Raw genomic sequence first — 21,266 nt, forward strand, 5'->3', positions numbered from 1 at the left:
CTTATTCAAATAAAAAACAGTACAAATAGGTTTATTATAAAAATGTAACATAACATATTACTAAATATTTCTATAATCCTTAGGAGAAATCGAATATTTGCTTTTAAAAGAAGTAGAAAAATAATTAGGAGAAGCAAAACCACAGGAATAAGCAATTTCTGAAATATTTAAAGAAGTGGTTTTCAACATTACTTTTGCTTTTTCCAATCTATAATTATTAATATAGTCACCTATACCAATACCTAATACTGCTTTTACTTTTCGATACAGTTGAACTCTGGATATATTTAGTAATGCTGCAAGGTCTTCGACAGAGAATGACGAATCATCGATATTTTCATCAATAAACTGATTAATTTTAGCTATAAATTTTTTCTCAATCAAGTCAAAACCTTTTACCTCAGTTTCCACTTTTGCATTAGTATAGAAATATCTTAGTTTTTCTCTATTAAATAACAAGCCTTTTATTGCCTGACGTAATACTTGTAAATTAAAAGGTTTAGTTAAAAACAAATCTGCTCCAGCTTCCAAAGCTTTAATATTAGTTTCATAATCATCCGAAGCTGTTAATATAATAGTGGGGATATGAGAGGTAAGAAAATTTGATTTTATGATTTCACAAATTTCAAAACCATTTTTTTCTGGTAAATTTAAATCACATATGACAACATCTGGAATAGTTGCTAATACGAGTTCAACTGAATCTATTCCATTACATTCAAAAACATTATAACTTTCACTCAGTTTTGATGAAATAAAATCTAAAACTTCTACATTGTCTTCTATGATTAGGATGCTTTGCTTATTTTCATCAAACAAAGGAGAACTTGGTTCATTCAACGTTTTATCTAGATAATTATATTCATAATCATTCTCAAAATTTTGATCATTCGAATTTTCAATTATTTCCTCTGTGTTAAAATGATCACTTCCCAATTTTAAAGTTAAAGTAAAATGCATCCCTTTATTGGATTTAGCTTCAATCGAACCATGATGCAGATCCATAAAGCTTTTGGACAAATTCAATCCAATACCAGATCCATTTTTATAATTATTAGACCCTTTAAAGAATGGTATAAAAACATTGGCTAAATCTTTTTCTGGTATTCCGATTCCAGAATCTTTAAAATGAATTTTCACAATACCATTTTCCTTCTCTTCAATAATAGATACATCAATTTTACCATTATCAGGTGTAAACTTAAAACTGTTCGACAAGAGATTATAATATACTTTGTCTATTAAATTTTGATCTATATACACCTCTAAGCCTTTATTATTTGTAGAAAAATCAAATTTTATATTTCTTCTTAAAGCCTCTCTTTCAAATTCTTTTACTATTTTTTTGGAAAAACTCCATAGATTAGTTTTGGTTGCTTTTAAATCAAAATTCTGGTTTTCTCCTTTTCTAAAATCGAGTAATTGATTGATTAAACGAAGCAATCTTTTTGAATTATTATACATTAAATCCAAATCTTTTTTTACACCGCTATTCTTATTTTTAAACTCATCATGCAAGGATTCAATAGAACTTAAAATCAATGTCAAAGGAGTTTTGAATTCATGAGACAGTCCAGTAAAAAAATTAATTTTGGCTTCATTACTGATTTTTAATTTATCTGCATACAATTCGATTTCATCTTTTTGATTTACAATTTGAATGTTTGTTTTTTCTAATTCCTTCTTTTTACTGCGTAATTTTATAACAGAATAAACGCTGAAAACAGCAAGTCCTAAGATTAATAAACTAAAGAAAATAATAACGATCAAAAGATTTCTTTGAGTAGAATATTTTTCTTCCTGTTCTTTAATTTTATTTTGCTGTAATTTAATATCCGATTGCTGAAGATTTATTCTGTCAAATTGATTACTCATTATATCTGCATTCAAGGAGTCAATCAAGATGGTATTGAGAGTATTATTTTTAGAAACCATTTCCTTATTAGCAAGTTTTATGGCAAGCTTTATGGCTTCACTTCCACCCGTTGGGTACAATATAGTTGCAGAAAGTTTACCGTCTTTAACAGCTTGTATTCCGCCATTGGGATCATTTAATCCATCAATTCCAATAAATTTTATATTTTTTTCCCTTCCTTTTTGCTTTGCTACTTCCCAAGCTTGAAGGGCAATAATATCATTAAACGCAAAAACATAATCTATTTTTGGCATACTGTCTAAGACCTTGCTAAGATTCTTATTTATCGATGCCAAATCCGGAGCAGTTATACTTATCTTTTTTATATTAGGATATTGGTCAATAATCTGTTTAAATCCTAAACTTCTCTCCACACTTGGAGAAATCGCGGTCGTCGCCTTAATTTCAAGAATAGTTCCATGCGCATTAGACTTAGAAACAATATACTTTCCTGCAATATGACCTACCTCAACATTATCGGCACCTAAATAAGAAGTATAATTTTCAGTATTAACTTTTCTGTCAACTATAATTACGGGAATGCCTTTTGCATTTGCTTTTTCGATTACTGGCACTATTGAGTCAGATCCGTAGGGCGCTACTATCAAAACATCCAAATGGTTTTCAATCATTTTTTCAATATCAGCAATCTGTTTTTTGGTACTGCCGTCTGCATTGCAAATAGTTAAGTCTATTTCAGGATGAAGAGAAGCTTCAACCATCATAGTATTATCCATAGATTTCCTCCAGCTGTCAGCCTCGGAAATACTTTGCGAAAATCCGATGATAATTCTTTTCTGATTATCTTCCTTTGAGTTACAGGAAAATAATAAAATTAAAACAAATAGAATATATATATTTTTTGACATACAATTTGTGGTATCTATATAATCAATATTGAGTTTTTTTAAAATTCAATATTTCTAAGTAAAATTTACGCTCGTGAAAAAAAAATTGAAAATTTCTGCTTAATAAAAAATAGCAAATACTATTGTGAAAATTTTCTAAAATAGATGATTTAATAAACTAAATCGAAAAGTTAAGCAAAAGTAATTGTTTTTAGAATAAAATATAAGAATCTTATATGGTTTTCTTTAATTGTCGAATAGAGTTTCTAATTCATATAATAATCAATGAAGATCTAGTATCTGTTCAAAATATATTATTTACAGAACAAGAGCAATAATATCTAAATTCAGATAGACTAGACTTAAGGAACAAGTAGAAAACTTTAAAATCATAATTATTTGCTTTTAAAACTGTTAATACGACTTGGCAAGTTATAAGTACAATAAAAATATTAATGATATTTAATCCTAAATATCTATAGAAATATTCAGTAAACGTTCCAAATCCTCTACAAAAAAGTTCGACATTTGTACGGGCGAGGCTACAGAAACAAAGTATTCCCATTATTACTATCTCCAAAAAAATCATACGCATTTTTAAAAATATAAATTGCTATTTTTGCAACATAAACAAACAATTTAGTTATATGCTCATTATAGGAATCGCAGGAGGAACAGGATCAGGAAAAACAACAGTAGTACATCAAATCATGAATGAACTGCCCGAAGCTGAAGTAGGGATTATTTCTCAAGACTCTTATTATAAGGAAACACACGACCTAAGTTATGAAGATCGTTCCAATATTAATTTTGATCATCCTCGGGCAATTGATTTCGATTTGCTGGTAGCGCATCTCAAGGAGTTAAAAGCAGGAAACACAATCAATCAGCCTGTATACTCTTTTGTACAGCACAACAGGACTGATGATGTTGTTTTTACGCATCCGCGAAAAGTAATGATTGTAGAAGGAATTTTAATATTGACAAATCCTGAACTGCGGAATCTTTTTGATATCAAAATTTATGTACATGCCGACTCAGATGAACGATTGATACGACGACTGAAAAGAGACATTGCAGAACGTGGAAGAGACATGAACGAAGTCCTAAACCGCTACCAGCATACCCTAAAACCAATGCATGAGCAATTTATAGAACCAACAAAAGCCTTTGCCGACATCATAATACCAAACGACAGATTCAATACAGTAGCTATAGATGTGGTTCGAGCAGTAATTAATCAGCGTATTTTATAATTTTGTTGTAATTTTATGGCGCTGACCTTAAAAAAGCCATTAGTTGTTTCAAAATACTAGAATAGCATAAAAAAAATCGTTTTTTCTATTATAAATCAGATAAAAAACCCAATGAAAAACCCATTTAAAAACAGTTATTGGTTTAAATTTTTCAGCAACAAATACGTTTGGGTTTCTTTATCATTTTTAATATGGATGGTTTTTCTGGATAATTACTCCTATTTCGAGCATCGTTTTTTAGACAAACAGATTGATGAGCTTGAAGACAACGCTACTTATTATCGTGGAGAAATCAAAAAAGATGAAGAGAACATAAAGCAGTTAAAAAATCCTTTGCTCATAGAAAAATATGCCCGTGAAAAATATTATATGAAAAAGGATAGTGAAGACATTTACATTATCCAATTTGATGGAGACACGGTCAAGAAAAAATAATCCAATAGTACGGCAATCTAATTACAATTAAAAATGGCTAAGAATTTATTCGACGATTTCAGCCCAGTTTCTGCAAAACTTTGGAAACAAAAAATTCAATTCGAACTCAACGGAGCCGATTATAATAAAACCTTAATCTGGAATTCTCCTGAAGATATCAAAGTAAAACCATTTTATGACAAAGAAGATTTAGTTAAAAAACAATCTGTTTCTACAAAAGCTTCCGAATTTAAAATCTGTCAGAATATATTTGTTTTTGACTTAGAGAAATCTATTGAAAAAGCATTAGATACTATCAATCGTGGAGCCGAAAGCCTTCGTTTTACTATTCCTTCAGATAATATAAATATTGAGAAACTATTGGAGAAACTTCCTTTGGAAAATATTACCGTTTATTTTCATTTCCAATTCGTTTCAATCGATTTCGTAAAAAGAATTGACAGCATAGCTAAAGAAAAAAAAGCTGTATTTTTTTGTCTTTTGGATCCAATCGGGCAATTAGCCAAAGACGGAAACTGGTATCCTGCCCAGCAAAAAAACAATTTTGACACTTTAAATATACTTTCAAAAGAAACTTCATCACTTTCATTCATTAGTATCAATAGTGGATTATATCAAAATGCGGGAGCCAATATGGTACAGCAGATTGCTTACAGCCTTGCTCATGCTAATGAATATTTTAACAGAGTGGATCACATTGACAAGCCTATTGTTTTTCAAATAGCAGTGGGTTCTAATTATTTCTTTGAAATTGCAAAACTGCGTGCATTCCGAATACTTTTCAAAAGCATAGCTAAAGAATACAATCATGGCCTGGACTGCCATTTATTGGTAACACCAACAAAACGCAACAAAACCATTTATGATTACAATGTCAACATGCTGCGCACTACAACCGAATGCATGAGCGCAGTTCTTGGCGGTGCCAATGCTATTGCTAATCTGCCATATGATGCACTGTACCACAAAGACAATGAATTTGGCGACAGGATTGCCAGAAACCAATTATTGATTTTAAAAAACGAAAGCTATTTGGATAAAGTAGACAATCCAGCGGATGGCAGTTATTATATCGAAAGCTTAACCAATCAATTGGCCGAAAAAGCGCTGTTATTATTCAAAGATATCGAAGCCAAAGGAGGTTTTTTAAAACAACTGAATGAAGGGGTTATCAAAAGAAAAATACAGGAAAGTGCTGATGCTGAACAAGCCCTTTTTGATTCTGGCAAAGAAATACTTTTAGGGACTAATAAATATCCTAACAAAAACGAAAAGATGAAGCAGGATTTAGAACTGTTTCCTTTTGTAAAAATCAAGCCAAGGAAAACATTGATTACACCCATTATTGAAAAGAGATTGGCAGAAAAATTGGAACAAGAAAGGCTGGCAAACGAGTAATTTTTGAAACATTTGAATTTGCCATCTGAAATTTAGAAAAATTCAGGCTAAATTATTATTCGAAAGCCTTTTATGATTTACCCATTAAAATGAAAAGAAAAGATTTACAGCATATTAAACTTGAACGTTCCAGTCATGAAACAGCTGAGCCAATGACTGAAGCACATTTCCTGACTGCAGAAGGAATTGAGATGCATAAAAGCTACTCCCAAAAAGATATAGAAACACTCGAGCACCTTGATTTTGCAGCTGGTTTTGCGCCTAATTTACGTGGCCCTTATGCATCTATGTATGTACGAAAACCATGGACAATACGCCAATACGCTGGATTCTCTACGGCTCAGGAAAGCAATGCTTTTTACAGACGAAATCTTGCAGCAGGCCAAAAAGGACTTTCCATTGCTTTTGATCTGCCAACACACAGAGGCTATGATTCAGATCACGACCGGGTTGTTGGCGATGTTGGAAAAGCTGGAGTTGCAATAGATTCTGTCGAAGACATGAAAGTATTGTTTGATCAGATTCCATTGCATGAAATGTCTGTTTCAATGACTATGAATGGAGCTGTACTGCCTATTATGGCTTTTTATATTGTTGCAGCCGAAGAGCAAGGAGTTAAACCCGAACAGCTTTCTGGAACCATCCAGAATGACATCTTAAAGGAATTTATGGTACGTAATACTTATATCTACCCACCAGCTCCTTCGATGAAAATTATTGCCGATATATTTGAGTTTACCAGCAATAAAATGCCAAAATTCAATTCTATTTCAATTTCTGGATATCACATGCAGGAAGCTGGGGCAACTGCCGACATAGAATTAGCTTACACCCTTGCCGACGGATTGGAATACATACGGACAGGATTAGCTGCTGGTATGAAAATTGATGATTTTGCTCCGCGTTTGTCCTTTTTCTGGGCAATTGGAATGAACCATTTTATGGAAATTGCAAAACTGAGAGCGGGCAGAATGATCTGGGCAAAACTGTTAAAACAATTCAATCCTAAAGATGAAAAATCATTGGCACTCAGAACCCATTGCCAGACATCCGGCTGGAGCTTAACAGAACAAGATCCATTCAATAATGTAGCCCGCACTTGTATTGAAGCCACTGCAGCAGTTTTTGGAGGAACACAGTCTTTGCACACTAATGCATTGGACGAAGCCATTGCACTGCCAACCGACTTTTCGGCAAGAATAGCCAGAAACACTCAGATTTATCTGCAGGAAGAAACCAAAATCACCAAAACTGTTGATCCTTGGGCAGGAAGTTATTATGTAGAAAGCCTGACAAATGAAATTGTCCAAAAAGCATGGAAACTCATTGAAGAGGTGGAAGAATTAGGCGGAATGACCAAAGCAATTGAAACCGGAATTCCCAAAATAAGGATTGAAGAAGCCGCAGCGAGAAAACAGGCCCGAATAGACAGTACCCAGGATATAATTGTTGGGGTTAACAAATTCCGATTAAAAAAAGAAGATCCCCTGCAGATTCTAGATGTAGACAACCAGATGGTTCGAAAACAGCAAATAGAACAATTAAGCCAAATAAAAGCACATAGAGACTCAAGCAAAGTGGAAAGTTCTCTGCAGAAATTAACTATCTGCGCTCAAACCAGCAACGGAAATTTATTGGAAGCTGCTATCGAAGCAGCCAGGAACCGTTGTACACTGGGAGAAATAAGCAATGCCCTCGAAATAGTCTTTGGAAGATATAAAGCTCAGATAAAATCTTTTAGTGGCGTATATAGCAAAGAAATGAAAGACGATAAAAGCTTTGAAAAAGCAAAACAGCTGGCAGATCATTTTGCCGTGCAGGAAGGACGCCGACCAAGAATAATGATCGCCAAAATGGGGCAAGACGGCCATGACCGTGGTGCCAAAGTAGTAGCCACAGGCTATGCCGATGTAGGTTTTGATGTCGACATTGGTCCATTATTTCAAACTCCAGCCGAAGCCGCGAAACAAGCTGTAGAAAACGATGTACATATTCTTGGAATATCCTCACTTGCTGCTGGGCATAAAACTTTAGTACCACAAGTGATTGAAGAATTAAAAAAATATGGCAGAGAAGACATTATGGTAATTGTAGGAGGAGTCATTCCAGCACAAGATTACCAGTTCTTATTTGATGCAGGAGCTGTAGCCGTATTTGGACCTGGAACAAAAATCAGTGAAGCGGCAATCAAGATATTAGAAATTCTAATTGACTGATAAAAAAGGCTCTATAAAATTTTTATCAAAACAATATAAATATGCAGTACCCCAAACTATTGGAGTACTGCTTTTATTTTATATCAAATTAAGAATAAAAAACTCCACTTATTTTTGAGTCAAATTATAATTCCAAATAGTCCTGCACTCGGCGATTATTGCAAAAAACAGAGTCATATTACTATAACTATAAAAATTATAAGTACCAATCTGAATAAAACTGCTTTATAAATTAACTTTTTTAAATTAAACAATTAACAATCAGTATTTTATAATTAAACTACATTTGATCTGATTCCTAACAGACTATCAAAACAAATTAAAATAACAAAAAGGGGAAGTAATACCAAAAGAAGCCTTAACAATTTGTTTTACAACTCAATTTTCAAATATTATTTTAATTTAAAAAGGATATTATGAAAACACTTATTTTTATTGTTCTCGCTTTGGGAATATACTGCCCCACATATTCTCAGGAAAAAATGGATGAAAGTATCGATACTGGAACCATTAATATGGTCGATCTTCCGGAAATTGTCATCAAAAACGCTGGAAAAGATTTTTCGTATTATCTGCCAGACAGAAATCCGGATCCAAGTGTTAGAAAACTTCAGAGTGAATTTATAGCTTATAATTTAGGCAAAGATTATGAAGGCTATGACAGTTATCTTGTAATTTTAGAAGGGGAAAAAGGAATTTTGACCGCCACTTATGATTTTAAAGGAAAATTAACCAGTGTAGTCGAAAAATATGACAATACACAACTCCCTCCTCCTGTTATTTATTCAGTTTACAAAGCATATCCAGGCTGGCAGATTGTAAATGACAAATATCTCTATACTCAGGAAAATGGGGATATTACTAAAAAAGAATACAGCTTGAAACTAAAAAAAGACAATCAAATTCTTAAACTGACTGTTAATCCTAAAGGAGAAATTTTTACTAAAAAAGGAGAAGCCATTGCAAAAATGTAAATAAATTTAAAAGGCGGTCTGAATAATTCGAACCGCCTTTTTAAAATCGCAATTTGCAAACCTAGTCCACACTGGCATTACTGTCTGCCACGATAAAAGAAGTATCATAACCTCCAAATCGGAGCATATAGCTTTTTAAAGATGTGCCATAAGCGTCTCTGAAACATCTTTTCCCTTTGTACCTGAAATACTTTTTGACTGAGCCTACACCTGCAAGATGAGCGGCTGCCAAAATTCCGGACTCAGTGATACGGGTACCATTCAAAACAGTTCCCTCATATCTCTCAATAATGTTTCTAAGTTCCCATTTGTTTTTGGATAGCAGGGCGATAAAAGCTTTTTCCTGCATTTTGGGACTATTAAGGAAAGCAGCACTATCGTGAATACCGATAGTTTTTAAAGTTTCAACACCAAATTGGTATTTTCCTAAATAACCAAGAGAATTAATCTTTCTGTATTTTCCCTGTGACTCCTTGAAAGCGATTGCTTCTTTATAACCAACAAAGAAAGTTCCGGTATATGGAATTTCAGAATTGGTATAATCAGTCACATTTAACGATGGTAGCAAGTAGGATGTATCATCTGATTCGTTAATTAGAAACCATGGGGTAGATTCTAATTTGGATGGTTTAAAACCTAAGCTTAAAAAAGCTACTACAACAATTAAAGTTGTGTAAAAATACCATTTTTTTATCATAAAGTAGTTTTCTTCAAAACCTGTCACGTTATTGAAATTTCTATGCCCCAAAGATACGATTTAAAAAAATAAAGCTGAAAATCAACTCTTTAAACTTATCAACTGCTGCAATAAAACCCGCTAAGTGACTAAGACTGCGGACGTTTGGCTGTTAACAAAATCTGCAAAAAACGAATAATACATCAAAAAACACGATGAATTAAATAAGCTTATTCCTATTTATAAAAAGTAAAAACGTCGTGAAAACGAAAAATTAGACACAAAATAGTACTAAAATTTAATTTTACGATAACGTTTGAATTAAAAAAGTAAGAATTTTTAACCAACAAGTCCTTTTTTAAAGCTTAAATCATCTTAAGTTTGACTAAAATTCAATTTCGCAGGACGCAAAACCGCAAAGCAATATTAACAGCTTTGTTCGAACATATTTAGAAAAAAAAATCTAGAACTTTAATTTAAAATATTTCAGACTCAGCTTTTAAATCATAAAAAAAAATAGACCCATTGAGTCTATTCTTTTATGAATTATTATTCGTTGATGAGTATAAATCAGAACCTTAATCTTCTTCCTTATCTTCCGATTGTTTTACGGTACCGTCAACCATTGCATTGCTATTGGATCTTATTTCGGTGTGACGGATTTCTCCTCCTGAGGTACCAACTTTTTGAACCAAAATTAATCCGATTGCAGAAACAACTAAAATTAAAAAGGAAAGCAGTTTTGCTTTGGCATGATTTTTAAAATTCAGATATAATCCAACGAGAGAAAATGTTCCCAAAACATAGAGGACGACAGCTAATTTTTCGGCCAACTCTTCATGTTCGTGAATGATTTGTTTTCCAATGTTTGGCATATCCTCTACCAGCTCCTCTGCTCCTTCTCCCGTTCCCATACTGATTGCTCCAAAAATGGCAGCAACAATAAATAATACATACGAGGTATTTGTCAGAGTCTTGTTCTTTAAAACCAATCCTGCAATTAAAATTCCAAATCCAAAAATGGTTCCAATAATTGGAAAATGGTTTACTACCATGTGTAAATGTGCATCGTTCATGACTTTATTAAATTTAATGGTTATATGTTTTTTAATAATAAGAGTTAAAATCAATTTGCTAAATCAAACACACCTTTGGTCAAAATTTTAGATGCAGCATTAATTTCATTATCAGGAATTATCTCGATGTATTTCTCTGATTTTTCACCTAGAGTAACTTTAACTTTTTTGAAAGAATATTCCTTTTTTGAACTGTCTAATAAAAGTACGAAATTCTTATTGTTTTCTGTAATTAATGCTTCGGCAGGAATCGCCAAACCTTTTTTGGAGTCCACAAATATTCCAGCCTCAACAAACATTCCTGTCAATAATTTTTGCTTAATATTCTCTTCCAAATGTCCGTGAACATTTATGGTCCTGTCATTGCCTTCAATGGATTTTCCAACCAGATGAACTTCGGCATTAAATACTTCTTTTGTAGCTTCAGGTACCGTAAATTCAATTTTTTGACCTTCTTTTACTTTTAAAATATCTTTTTCAAAAACAGACAATTCCAGGTGCAAATGCTGTGTATCGACGATTTCCAATATTACGTCAGATGGAGAAATTGGCATACCTACATTAGCATTCATAATAACAATATCACCCGAAATTGGAGAATAGATGGTTATTGTGGAAGTTAATTTCCCTTTTTCGACTTGAGCAGGATTAATATTAAGCATCAGCAATTTTTCACGTAAACTTTGATACATTGCTTTTGTTTTACGATAATCACTTTCTGCCTTCAAATAATTTTTCTGCGAAGAAATTTTCTCATCATATAAAGTTTTTTGACGCTCATATTCCGATTTTAAGTAATTAATTTGTTCGGCCACTTCGAGATATTCCTTTTGAATATCCAAAAACTCCGTATTCTGCAAAGTCAATAAAGTTTGACCTTTGGTTACTTTATCTCCAACTAAGAGATGGGTTGACTTAACATAACCTCCAATAAACGAAGTAATTTGAGCTCGGTTTTGAGGTGAGACATCAATCTTTCCGGAACATTTGATAACTACATTAAAATCCTGTTCCGATGGTGAAGCGATTTCCATTCCTGAAGACTGAAACTGCTGCTTGGTCACAGTAATCAATCCATTATCTTTAGGCATAGCTTCAGTCTTTTTTGCTTCTTTACAAGAAAAAAACAATGATGTAAATAGTATGGTGTATATGATTAATGGCGATTTCATATATTTAAATTTAAAAATTAAGGTATTGTAAATCCAATTGGGTACTATTAAACTGCAATACTGCATCAAGATGTTCTATCTGAATGGTGGCTGCGTTTTCTAAACTTTGAATGTATTGAAAAAAGTCAATTTCTCCTTGTTTATAGCTTTTATTGGCCACTTTTAAAATCTCTTCAGACAATTTTTTCCCGTATTTATTATAATAATCCAAAGCTTCCTGATATTTCATTAATTCATTATTCTTTTGGGTCACATAGTTGTCAATTTTACGCTCTTCATTTTGCTTTCTTTGCTCCCAGCTTTGTAATTCAAGCTTTGCCACCTTTGTTTTGGACACAGTCCCCGAAAATAAAACAGGAATAGCCAAACCTACTTGAAACCCATATAAAGACTGCGTCAAACCACTATTTTTTCCTTGAAAATAATCGACATTTATGTCAGGCAGCCAGTTTTGTTTTTTTAGTTTCACCTGATTTTCATATACATTGGTCACACTATTCAGATAAGCGTTATAATACGATTTCACAGTGTCGTTTTCAACTTTGCCAAGAGGCTTAATCTGATTGTTTTTTACTATAATTTTTTCATCAGCCTGAATCAAAGAATATAAGATTTCGTACTGTGCTCTTTTCTCGCTTTCAATTTGGGAAAGCTTAGACCTGATGTGCCTGAATTTGGATTCTGCCGTAATTTTTTCAAGATAATTGGTTTCACCCAATTCAAACTTTCTCCCACTTGCATTCGAAAAATTTTGGTACAGACTATCCAAATACACATACAGTTTTTCCTGATTCTGCAGAAAAACAATCTGCTGATAGGTCTTTGAAACCTCCAATGAAAGTTTCATTTTTTGAATATCATAATTGGCTTTTTCTTTTTTGTATTCAGAATTATATACTTTTTTTTGAGCCCCATAAACGGTTGGAAATTCAAACTTCTGCTGTACCCCAAATACTTTTAACGGTACATTGTTGACGGCCAGATTGTTTTGGTCGTAACTATAATACACATTGGTTTTATCAAAAGAATATGCCGTTTTTGTATTCTCGCTCATCCGTTGCACATGAAGTTCGGCTGCTTTTATTCCTTTGTTGTTTTCTAAGGCTTTTGCTACGAAACTATCTAATTCCGAATTATTGTTTTGGGAGAATGCCAATGAAGTACTCAACAGCATCAGTATAATTAAATTCGATTTATTGTGTAATTTGAACTTTGGTTTTTTAACTTCTTTTTCATCCAAAAACTTATATAAAATTGGCAAAACAATCATCGTTAATATTGTTGCGGTGAAGAGTCCACCGATAACAACCGTAGCCAATGGTTTTTGGACCTCTGCACCTGCAGATGAAGAAACAGCCATCGGCAGGAAACCCAAAGCCGCAGCCGCAGCAGTCAATAAAACCGGGCGCAATCTGTCGGTTGTCCCTTTTAAAATCAATTCATCCAAATCTGTCATTCCTTTATGTTTGAGTTCTTTAAAATGTTCAATCAGCACAATCCCATTCAGTACCGCAATTCCAAATAGCGCAATAAACCCGACACCAGCCGAAATACTGAAAGGCAGATCGCGAAGCCACAGGAACAATATTCCCCCAACTGCCGAAAGCGGAATAGCAGAATAAACCATCAAGGCTTCTTTAATCGAGCCAAAGGCAAAATGCAGCAGTATGAATATCAAGACTAAAGCAATTGGTACTGCAATTGCCAAACGGGCTTTGGCACTATTCAGGTTCTCAAATTGTCCGCCGTATTTCACATAATATCCTGGAGGCAGTTTTATTTTGGTATTAACGATTTTCTGAATGTCGGTCACGACACTTTGCAGATCACGGTTTCTAACGTTTACTCCTACTACAATCCTTCTGTTGGTATTGTCTCTTGAAATCTTGGCAGGCCCTTCGGTATATTCAATCTTAGCCAATTCACTCAATGGAATTTGCTGTCCATTTGGAACAGAAACATATAAATTTCTCAAATCTTCAATATCATGACGGTTTGCATCGTCCAAACGGACAACCATATCAAAACGTTTTTCTCCTTCAAAAACATTTCCAACCGTTTTCCCTGCAAAACTCAATGCTATCATGTCATTCAAATCTGAAATATTAAGCCCATACCTTGCAATTTTGGAACGGTCATATTGCACATACATCTGAGGCAGACCTGCTGTTTTTTCGATAATAACATCCGAAGCTCCTTCAACATTTTTTATTGCTTTCTCTATTTCATGTGCTTTTTGAGCCAAAACAGTAAGGTCTTCGCCAAAAACTTTAATAGCCACATCCGAACGTGTTCCCGACACCAATTCGTTGAATCTCATTTCAATTGGCTGCGTAAACTCGATTTCCATATTTGGTATTTCTGCTGTAATGGCAGCTTTTATTTTGTCGGCAAGTTCATCTTTGCTCGAAGCCGAAACCCATTCCTCTTTTGGTTTCAGCTTTACAATAATATCACTTTCTTCCATAGACATTGGATCTGTGGGAACTTCGGCAGCACCAATTCTGCTCACAACCTGAAGCACTTCGGGAAATTTCTTTAAAATTATTTTTTCAATTTTGGTTGTAGTGGCAATCGTTTTGGACAACGATGTTCCAGTTTTCAACACAGGCTGAATCACAAAATCCCCTTCATCCAGTGTTGGTATAAATTCACCTCCCATTGTAGAAAACAATGCTACGGCAAAAACCAAAAGTGCTATTGATCCATAAAGGACTTTCTTGGTATTGTGCAATGCCCATGTAATTACCGGCAAATACCAGGCATTTAACTTTTGAATCAACTTAGAGGATATCGAATTTGGATTTTCCTCTTTTGGTTTCAAAAACAAAGAAGAAACCACCGGAACATAAGTAAAACAAAAGATCATGGCTCCCAATAACGCAAAACTGAAAGTCATAGCCATTGGCTTGAACATTTTTCCCTCAATCCCTGTCAAAGAAAGAATCGGGATAAATACGATCAAAATGATAAGCTGCCCGAAAACAGCAGAGTTCATCATTTTGGAAGCGCTTTTATAGGTTATCTGGTCAATTTGAAGCTGGCGGTCTTCTTTGTTCAAACTAACCAAATCAGACGATTTATGAGCAATTTGAAAAGCAATAAACTCAACTATAATAACCGCTCCATCAATGATAATCCCGAAATCTATCGCTCCCAAACTCATCAAGTTGGCATCAATTCCAAAAATATTCATAAACGAAATGGCAAAAAGCAGACACAGTGGAATTACCGAAGCAACCACAAGTCCCGAACGCCAGTTGCCCAGCAAAAGAACCACAACAAAAATTACGATAAGACAACCTAAGATTAAATTTTCGCCAACAGTGAAAGTAGTTTTACCTACCAATTCACTGCGTTCGAGGAAACCATTGATATAAACACCTTTTGGCAATGTTTTTTGAATTTGGGCTATCCTTTCTTTTGCAGCACCAATAACCTGTTTCGAATTGGCATCCTTTAGCATCATCACCTGACCGAGCACTTTTTCACCTTCACCATTACCGGTAATGGCTCCAAAACGATTGGCATGGCTAAAACGAACCTGAGCAACATTTTTAATATAAACAGGAATACCGTTAGTATTGTTTACCACAATATTTTCAATATCTTCAATAGAATTGACCTTTCCTTCACCACGAATAAAATAACTCTGATTTACTTTTTCAATGTAGGCTCCACCAGCAATACTGTTGTTTTTTTCCAACGCAGTAAAAACATCCCTCATAGTAACGTTCATCGCTTTCAAACGCGAAGGAACAATGGCTATTTCATATTGTTTTAAATAACCACCCCATGTATTTATTTCAACAACTCCTTTTATTCCGGAGAGCTGTCTTTTTACAACCCAATCTTGAAGTGTACGTAAATCGGTGACTGAATATTGTTTTTTATATTCTGGCTTTACTTCCAAAGTATATTGATAAATCTCTCCCAAGCCTGTTGTAATCGGTCCCATCTCAGGCACTCCAAAACCTTCCGGAATTTTTTCTGAAGCTGATTTTAATTTTTCGGCAATCAATTGCCGGGGGAGATATGTACCTATACCATCATTAAAGACAATCGTTACCACTGACAAACCAAATTTTGACACCGAACGAATCTCTTCGACTCCGGGTAAATTGGCCATTTCTATTTCGACCGGATAGGTAATAAACTGCTCAATATCTTGTGTAGAAAGATTTCTGGAAGTGGTAATTACCTGTACCTGATTATTGGTAACATCGGGAACAGCTCCTATAGAAATCTGGAAAACAGAGAACAAACCAAATCCCAATACTGAAGCAGTAAAAAGCAAAACAACCGCTTTATTTTTTAAACTGAAAGCAATAATTTTTTCTAACATTTTCTTCTTGATTTATTACACAAATTTGCATCAAATAAACAAGGATAGCCTTAAGAATAAATTAAAACACGCTTAGTAATTCCTTAATAAAAAAATATTTTTTGCTCCAATAAATCCTGATTATTCCACGAAAAGATAACTTTAGCTAAAAATAAAGAATACTGTAGTTCCTTTGTTTAATTCGCTTTCGATTTTGAATTCGATATTTAACAATCGTGTTATTCGTTCTACAATCGAAAGCCCTAAACCGGAACCTTTAATCTCGGGATGCAATGTTGGATTTGACCTGAAAAATGGATTTACGATTTTGTCCAAATCACTTGCCGGAATTCCTATTCCGCTGTCTGATATGGAACAGATTGTTCTTGAGTCTTTTTTATCAATATTTATGACAATTTTCCCATTTTGATGAGAATATTTTATGGCATTTGAAATTACGTTGCTAACAATTATCGAAACCAGATAATTATCGGATGTAACAAAATAGTCTTTTGTAAAATCATGCAAAACCTCCAGTTTTTTATCGTTTATTTTACTTGAGTATAAAGAAAGTGTATCTAAAATTATAGCATTCAAATAAATCTGTTCTATGCGTAAACTTTGCTTTTGATTTTCGAACCGAGCCAATAAAAGCAATTGATCCACCAGATTATTCAAACGGTTAACTTCGGAAATACTGAAATTAATTTTTTCCTCATATTCGGTTTGGTTTCTTGGTTTTCGTATCAAAACTTCGAGCGTTCCTTTTAAAACCGTCAAAGGCGTCCTTAGCTCGTGAGAAGCATCAGAAGTGAATTGTTTTTCTCTTTCGACCGCATTTTCAATTCGATCCAGCAAATCATTAATCGTTTTGGAAAGCACAAATAATTCATCCTTATTTTGAGGCAGAATGATTCTGTCTTTCAGATTGTCTTTCGTTATTCTGCTGGAAGTTTCTGTGATTAAGGTTACTGGTTTAATACTGCGTCCTGCAATCAATCTGGCAATAAAAAACAACAGCACTAAAATTAATGGAAAGGCAATAAAAAGAGTATTTCTGAGATTGGTCAATATCAATGTAGCCTCATCCAAAGACATCGCTACAAAAAGATATCCTATTTTTTTATTTTTATCAAAAAGCGGAATCTGAATCTGCCGGATTGGTTTTTTATTCAGATAAGTATCAACAAATTGATTGTCTTTTTCAGGTTCATGCGGTTTGAGCAGAAATCCTTTGAGATTTGGAGATTTATCAATCAGCTTATTGTCATTGTCCAAAAACTGTACAAAAACAGGATTTACATTGACTCTGTTATTGTCGCTTTCTCTCCATTGATCCACTTGAATCAGATAGGCATTATTACTGTCAATTTTTACCTGCTCCAAATATTCACTGGATTCCTCTAAAATGTCATCGTTTATATGTTTATTAATACTGTATAAAGTGATTCCATAAATAGTGCAGAACACCACCGAAATCAATAGTGCTGTGCTGAGAATGTAATTAAAGGCAATCCGGTTTTTATAGGAGAATGAAAACATCAGTTTAATTTATATCGTTTGCAATATAACCAACACCTCTAATGGTTTTTATAAGATCTTCGTCTTTATTCAAATTAAGTTTTTTCCTGATGGCATTCATAAAAACATCAATTACACCGGTATCATATTCAAAATGTATATCCCAGACATCATTAATGATTTCATTCCTTGTGCATACTTTTCCTTTGTTCTTTATTAAATAAGCGAGTAACTCGTACTCACGCTGTGTAAGCAAAACCTCATCATCATTTACCAATACCTGATGTTTGGACAGCAATATTCTGATCCTGCCAAGGGAAAGAACATCATTTTGGTTTTCATTTCTAAAATGAATTTTTATGCGCTCCACCAATTCGTCAAAACTAAATGGCTTTTTAATATAATCATTGGCTCCTGCCTTCAAACCTTCGATGGTTTCCTGAATAGTGTCTTTGGCCGTTAGAAACAATATAGGAGTTTTTGAATCTTCTTTTCGGATTTCCCTGCAGACATCAATGCCCAGCATTTGAGGCAAAATCCAATCCAGCAGAACGATGTCTACTTTTTGTTTTCTGGTTATTTCAAGTCCTGACTTTCCATCGTGGGCAACCAAGACTTCGTAGCCTTCCTCTTCTAAACCCTGCTTTAGAAAATTGGCAATTCCTATTTCATCTTCAACAATTAAAACTTTCATTATTTACTATTTTTCAAACGAATGGATCAGCTTAATATATTCGGATGCCGATGCATTTTTGAAACCTGTGGAGCCAATTATTTTTCCTTTTTTATCCAAAAGCAAAACCAATGGAAAACTGCCATGCTTATTGTATTTTTCGGCTAACTTATTGTTGCTTTCGGCTTTTTCCGGTGAAAGCTGATTTATTTTTTTTCTGGGAAAATCGGCTCGGTAAATGACCCAGTTAGTATCGGCTTCAGTCTGAAATTCAGGAGATTTCCAAACTATTTTTTCCAATCTCATGCAGGGACCGCACCAATCGGATCCAGAGAAAACCAATAAAATGTTTTTATTTTCTTTTTCAGCCTTTATTTTAGCCTCTTCAAAACTAGTATGCCAATTTTGCGAATAGCCAAAAACTGTCATTAATAAAAACAAAAAGGAAATTTTACATTTCATACCGCTCATTTGTGATTAGTTTTTAAATTGCGATTATAAACTTATATCGGCAATATTTTCCCAAAATCTAAATGTAGCAAAATTAACTCAGATAGTTTTGTCAAATTGGATGATTACATTGGTCTTAAGTCAAATTTAAGAATCAATAAATAGTAAAAAGCAAAAAAAACTTCAAAACCGTCTTTCAACAATTTTGAAGTTTTTTAAAAATTTAAGTTATAATAAAACTATCGCTGTACGCCTTGACTAATAATCCAGTCTGAATATTTTTTGGCATTAACATTATGCTCTGCCAAAGTCGCCGCAAATTCATGATATCCAAAACGGTCAACACTGGCACAGAAATAGATATAATTGTTTTTTTCAGGATTTAAAACTGCCTCAAGTGCGGTAATATCGGGCATTGCGATTGGTCCAGGAGGAAGTCCGATATTTACATAGGTGTTGTAAGGATGCTTCATAATTAAATCATTATAAAAAACTCTTTTTATAACTTGATTAAAATCATTCGATTTCTTTTTCATCGCAAATATCACAGTTGGATCAGCCTGTAATGGCATTCCCAGTTTCAATCGGTTCAGATAAACACCTGCAATTCTAGGTCTTTCATCTTTTTTTACCGATTCTTTATGCACTATCGAAGCTAAAATAGTTGCCTGAATTGGAGTCAGGCCTTGTGCTTCGGCCTTTGAAGTACGCTCTTTGTTCCAAAACTTATTGTATTCCTTAATCATTTTATCACGAAACTTCACCGCAGGAGTATTCCAATAAAATTCATAAGTATTTGGTATAAACATTACAAAAACGTTCTCTTCATTAAAACCGTTTTCTTTCAAAAAAATAGAATCTTTGAACGTATTCAGCAATTCCAGACTGTCCGGTTCTAATTGAGAGCCAACGCGTCCTGCCAGATCTTCCAGCCGCTCCTGATTATTGAAAGCCAGATTTACCGGATCGTTATGTCTCATCGCTTTGACCAAATCATAACTGCTCATCCCTTTTTTGAATAAAAAACGCCCAGGTTTTACATTCTCTGGATAGCTTGCCTTATTGGCTACCATTTCAAAACGGTCTATATTTTTTACATAAGGAGTAATGATTTTCTTTACCTGTTCATAATCCGAATCTGTGGGCACATACACGTATACCTCATTTTCTTCAAATTTTGTGTTACCGCTAAAAACCTGATACATTAAAAATGCACCATAAACGATTAAACCTGATATTAATGCAACTGCAGCTAGTGATATTATTTTTTTTTGATTCAAAATAAAAAAATTAAAAATTACTGAGACAGTTCGCTGTCACCCGTCTGATTATTGATTAGCTGAAAAATGGCTTCATCCTTATAAACTCCATTTATCAGAGTCCAATCTTTCTTTACGCCGATTTTTTGGAAACCAAATTTAGTAAAAAGAGCAATACTAGCTTCATTTTCGCACCCAATATTTGCATATAACTGATGCAGATTGAGATTATAAAAAGAGTAGTGAATAAGCAGGTCCAAAGCTTCCGAACCAATGTTCTGATTTCGGTTTGCATTGTCCTGAATTACAATCCCTACACCTGCCCTATTGTTCTTCGGATCAAAATCAAATAAATCAATTAATCCCAAAGCTGGAAAATCTTCATCCTGACATATTGCCAATCTTAACTGTTTGGCTTCATAAATATCTTGATGAGCGTTTTCCAAATATTGTTTTACCAAAAAACGGCTGTAGGGTGTATGTGTATTACTTACTTCCCAGATGCTCTGATCGTTTTCTATCGCATAAATAAACTCCAGATCATTGGGCTCAAGTGCTCGGAGGTAAATAGTGTCGCCTTTTAATGTTTTCATATAATTAATTACGAATTTTAAATTATGAATTACGAGTTATGTATTGTAAATAATGAATTATGAATTTCAACTACCTAATTTGTAATTCGTAATTGTTAATTCGTAATTATACTACGAATTACGAATTGACTTTTGAATAGAACCTATTATTCGCAAAAGCTCTTCAACATCTTTTAATAAATCAGCCGACTGCTCCATTGTGAGATAATCAGAATCTCTCAAAAGTCTAATCCAATACTTAGACTCCCTGGCCTCTTTATAAGAAATTGTTAATTTCGCAAAAAAATCGGCTTTTGATTGCCCCCCGATAGCCTCTTCAATATTAGCACCAACTGAAGTGCCACATCGCAACAATTGTTTTGACAAAACAAATTCTTTTTTTTCTTGACTTAAATATTTATAAACCTTAACAATTCTTAAAGCGAAGTCATAACTTTTATTTTGAATTACATTGTCAGGCTTCATATATAATTAATTATT

Annotated in this window: 16 protein-coding genes; 5 read left to right on the forward strand and 11 right to left on the reverse strand. The window is 33.7% G+C overall.

The window, feature by feature from the left end:
• Positions 1-60: 60 nt before the first annotated feature.
• A complete protein-coding gene (locus ABEG11_RS17825) occupies positions 61-2,784 on the reverse strand; it encodes a hybrid sensor histidine kinase/response regulator transcription factor (protein ID WP_348825540.1) in 2,724 nt (907 codons plus the stop codon).
• Between the two features lie 626 nt (positions 2,785-3,410).
• Here ABEG11_RS17825 and udk point away from each other — a divergent pair.
• The 5 genes from udk (at position 3,411) to ABEG11_RS17850 (ending at position 9,042) form a co-directional block, all read left to right on the forward strand.
• Entirely contained in the window at positions 3,411-4,019 is a 609-nt protein-coding gene (udk, locus tag ABEG11_RS17830) for a uridine kinase (protein ID WP_348825541.1), read from the forward strand.
• 111 nt (positions 4,020-4,130) lie between these two features.
• Entirely contained in the window at positions 4,131-4,454 is a 324-nt protein-coding gene (locus ABEG11_RS17835) for an FtsB family cell division protein (protein WP_348825542.1), read from the forward strand.
• Positions 4,455-4,487: 33 nt separating this feature from the next.
• A complete protein-coding gene (locus ABEG11_RS17840; protein ID WP_348825543.1) occupies positions 4,488-5,852 on the forward strand; it encodes a methylmalonyl-CoA mutase subunit beta in 1,365 nt (454 codons plus the stop codon).
• An 89-nt stretch (positions 5,853-5,941) separates the two neighbouring features.
• Positions 5,942-8,068 (forward strand): methylmalonyl-CoA mutase, encoded by a 2,127-nt coding sequence (gene scpA / locus ABEG11_RS17845; RefSeq protein WP_348825544.1) that lies wholly within the window; start codon positions 5,942-5,944, stop codon positions 8,066-8,068.
• A gap of 416 nt (positions 8,069-8,484) precedes the next feature.
• Positions 8,485-9,042 carry a hypothetical protein gene (locus tag ABEG11_RS17850; RefSeq protein ID WP_348825545.1) on the forward strand — a complete coding sequence of 186 codons (558 nt, stop codon included), beginning with the start codon at positions 8,485-8,487 and terminating at the stop codon, positions 9,040-9,042.
• Positions 9,043-9,103: 61 nt separating this feature from the next.
• Here ABEG11_RS17850 and ABEG11_RS17855 read toward each other — a convergent pair whose 3' ends face one another.
• The 10 genes from ABEG11_RS17855 to ABEG11_RS17900 form a co-directional block, all read right to left on the reverse strand.
• Complete coding sequence (locus tag ABEG11_RS17855) at positions 9,104-9,790, reverse strand: peptidoglycan-binding protein LysM (protein WP_348825546.1); 687 nt, start codon at positions 9,788-9,790, stop codon at positions 9,104-9,106.
• A gap of 506 nt (positions 9,791-10,296) precedes the next feature.
• Positions 10,297-10,794 carry a DUF2231 domain-containing protein gene (locus ABEG11_RS17860; RefSeq protein ID WP_348825547.1) on the reverse strand — a complete coding sequence of 166 codons (498 nt, stop codon included), beginning with the start codon at positions 10,792-10,794 and terminating at the stop codon, positions 10,297-10,299.
• 50 nt (positions 10,795-10,844) lie between these two features.
• Complete coding sequence (locus ABEG11_RS17865) at positions 10,845-11,966, reverse strand: efflux RND transporter periplasmic adaptor subunit (protein WP_348825548.1); 1,122 nt, start codon at positions 11,964-11,966, stop codon at positions 10,845-10,847.
• Positions 11,967-11,976: 10 nt separating this feature from the next.
• Positions 11,977-16,311 (reverse strand): CusA/CzcA family heavy metal efflux RND transporter, encoded by a 4,335-nt coding sequence (locus ABEG11_RS17870; protein WP_348825549.1) that lies wholly within the window; start codon positions 16,309-16,311, stop codon positions 11,977-11,979.
• 141 nt (positions 16,312-16,452) lie between these two features.
• Positions 16,453-17,832 carry a sensor histidine kinase gene (locus tag ABEG11_RS17875; RefSeq protein ID WP_348825550.1) on the reverse strand — a complete coding sequence of 460 codons (1,380 nt, stop codon included), beginning with the start codon at positions 17,830-17,832 and terminating at the stop codon, positions 16,453-16,455.
• Positions 17,833-17,836: 4 nt separating this feature from the next.
• Positions 17,837-18,505: a response regulator transcription factor gene (locus tag ABEG11_RS17880; RefSeq protein ID WP_348825551.1), complete on the reverse strand. Its 669-nt coding sequence runs from the start codon at positions 18,503-18,505 to the stop codon at positions 17,837-17,839.
• Positions 18,506-18,511: 6 nt separating this feature from the next.
• Entirely contained in the window at positions 18,512-18,946 is a 435-nt protein-coding gene (locus tag ABEG11_RS17885; protein ID WP_348825552.1) for a thioredoxin family protein, read from the reverse strand.
• A gap of 227 nt (positions 18,947-19,173) precedes the next feature.
• Positions 19,174-20,214, reverse strand: a complete 1,041-nt coding sequence (mltG, locus tag ABEG11_RS17890; protein WP_348825553.1) for an endolytic transglycosylase MltG — start codon at positions 20,212-20,214, stop codon at positions 19,174-19,176.
• A 17-nt stretch (positions 20,215-20,231) separates the two neighbouring features.
• Positions 20,232-20,786: a GNAT family N-acetyltransferase gene (locus ABEG11_RS17895; RefSeq protein WP_348825554.1), complete on the reverse strand. Its 555-nt coding sequence runs from the start codon at positions 20,784-20,786 to the stop codon at positions 20,232-20,234.
• A gap of 111 nt (positions 20,787-20,897) precedes the next feature.
• The gene (locus tag ABEG11_RS17900) at positions 20,898-21,251 is read right to left on the reverse strand and encodes a four helix bundle protein (protein ID WP_348825555.1); all 354 of its coding nucleotides are present in this window, start codon (positions 21,249-21,251) and stop codon (positions 20,898-20,900) included.
• Positions 21,252-21,266: the final 15 nt, after the last annotated feature.

The organism is Flavobacterium aestuarii, assembly GCF_040049115.1.
GTDB lineage: Bacteria > Bacteroidota > Bacteroidia > Flavobacteriales > Flavobacteriaceae > Flavobacterium > Flavobacterium aestuarii.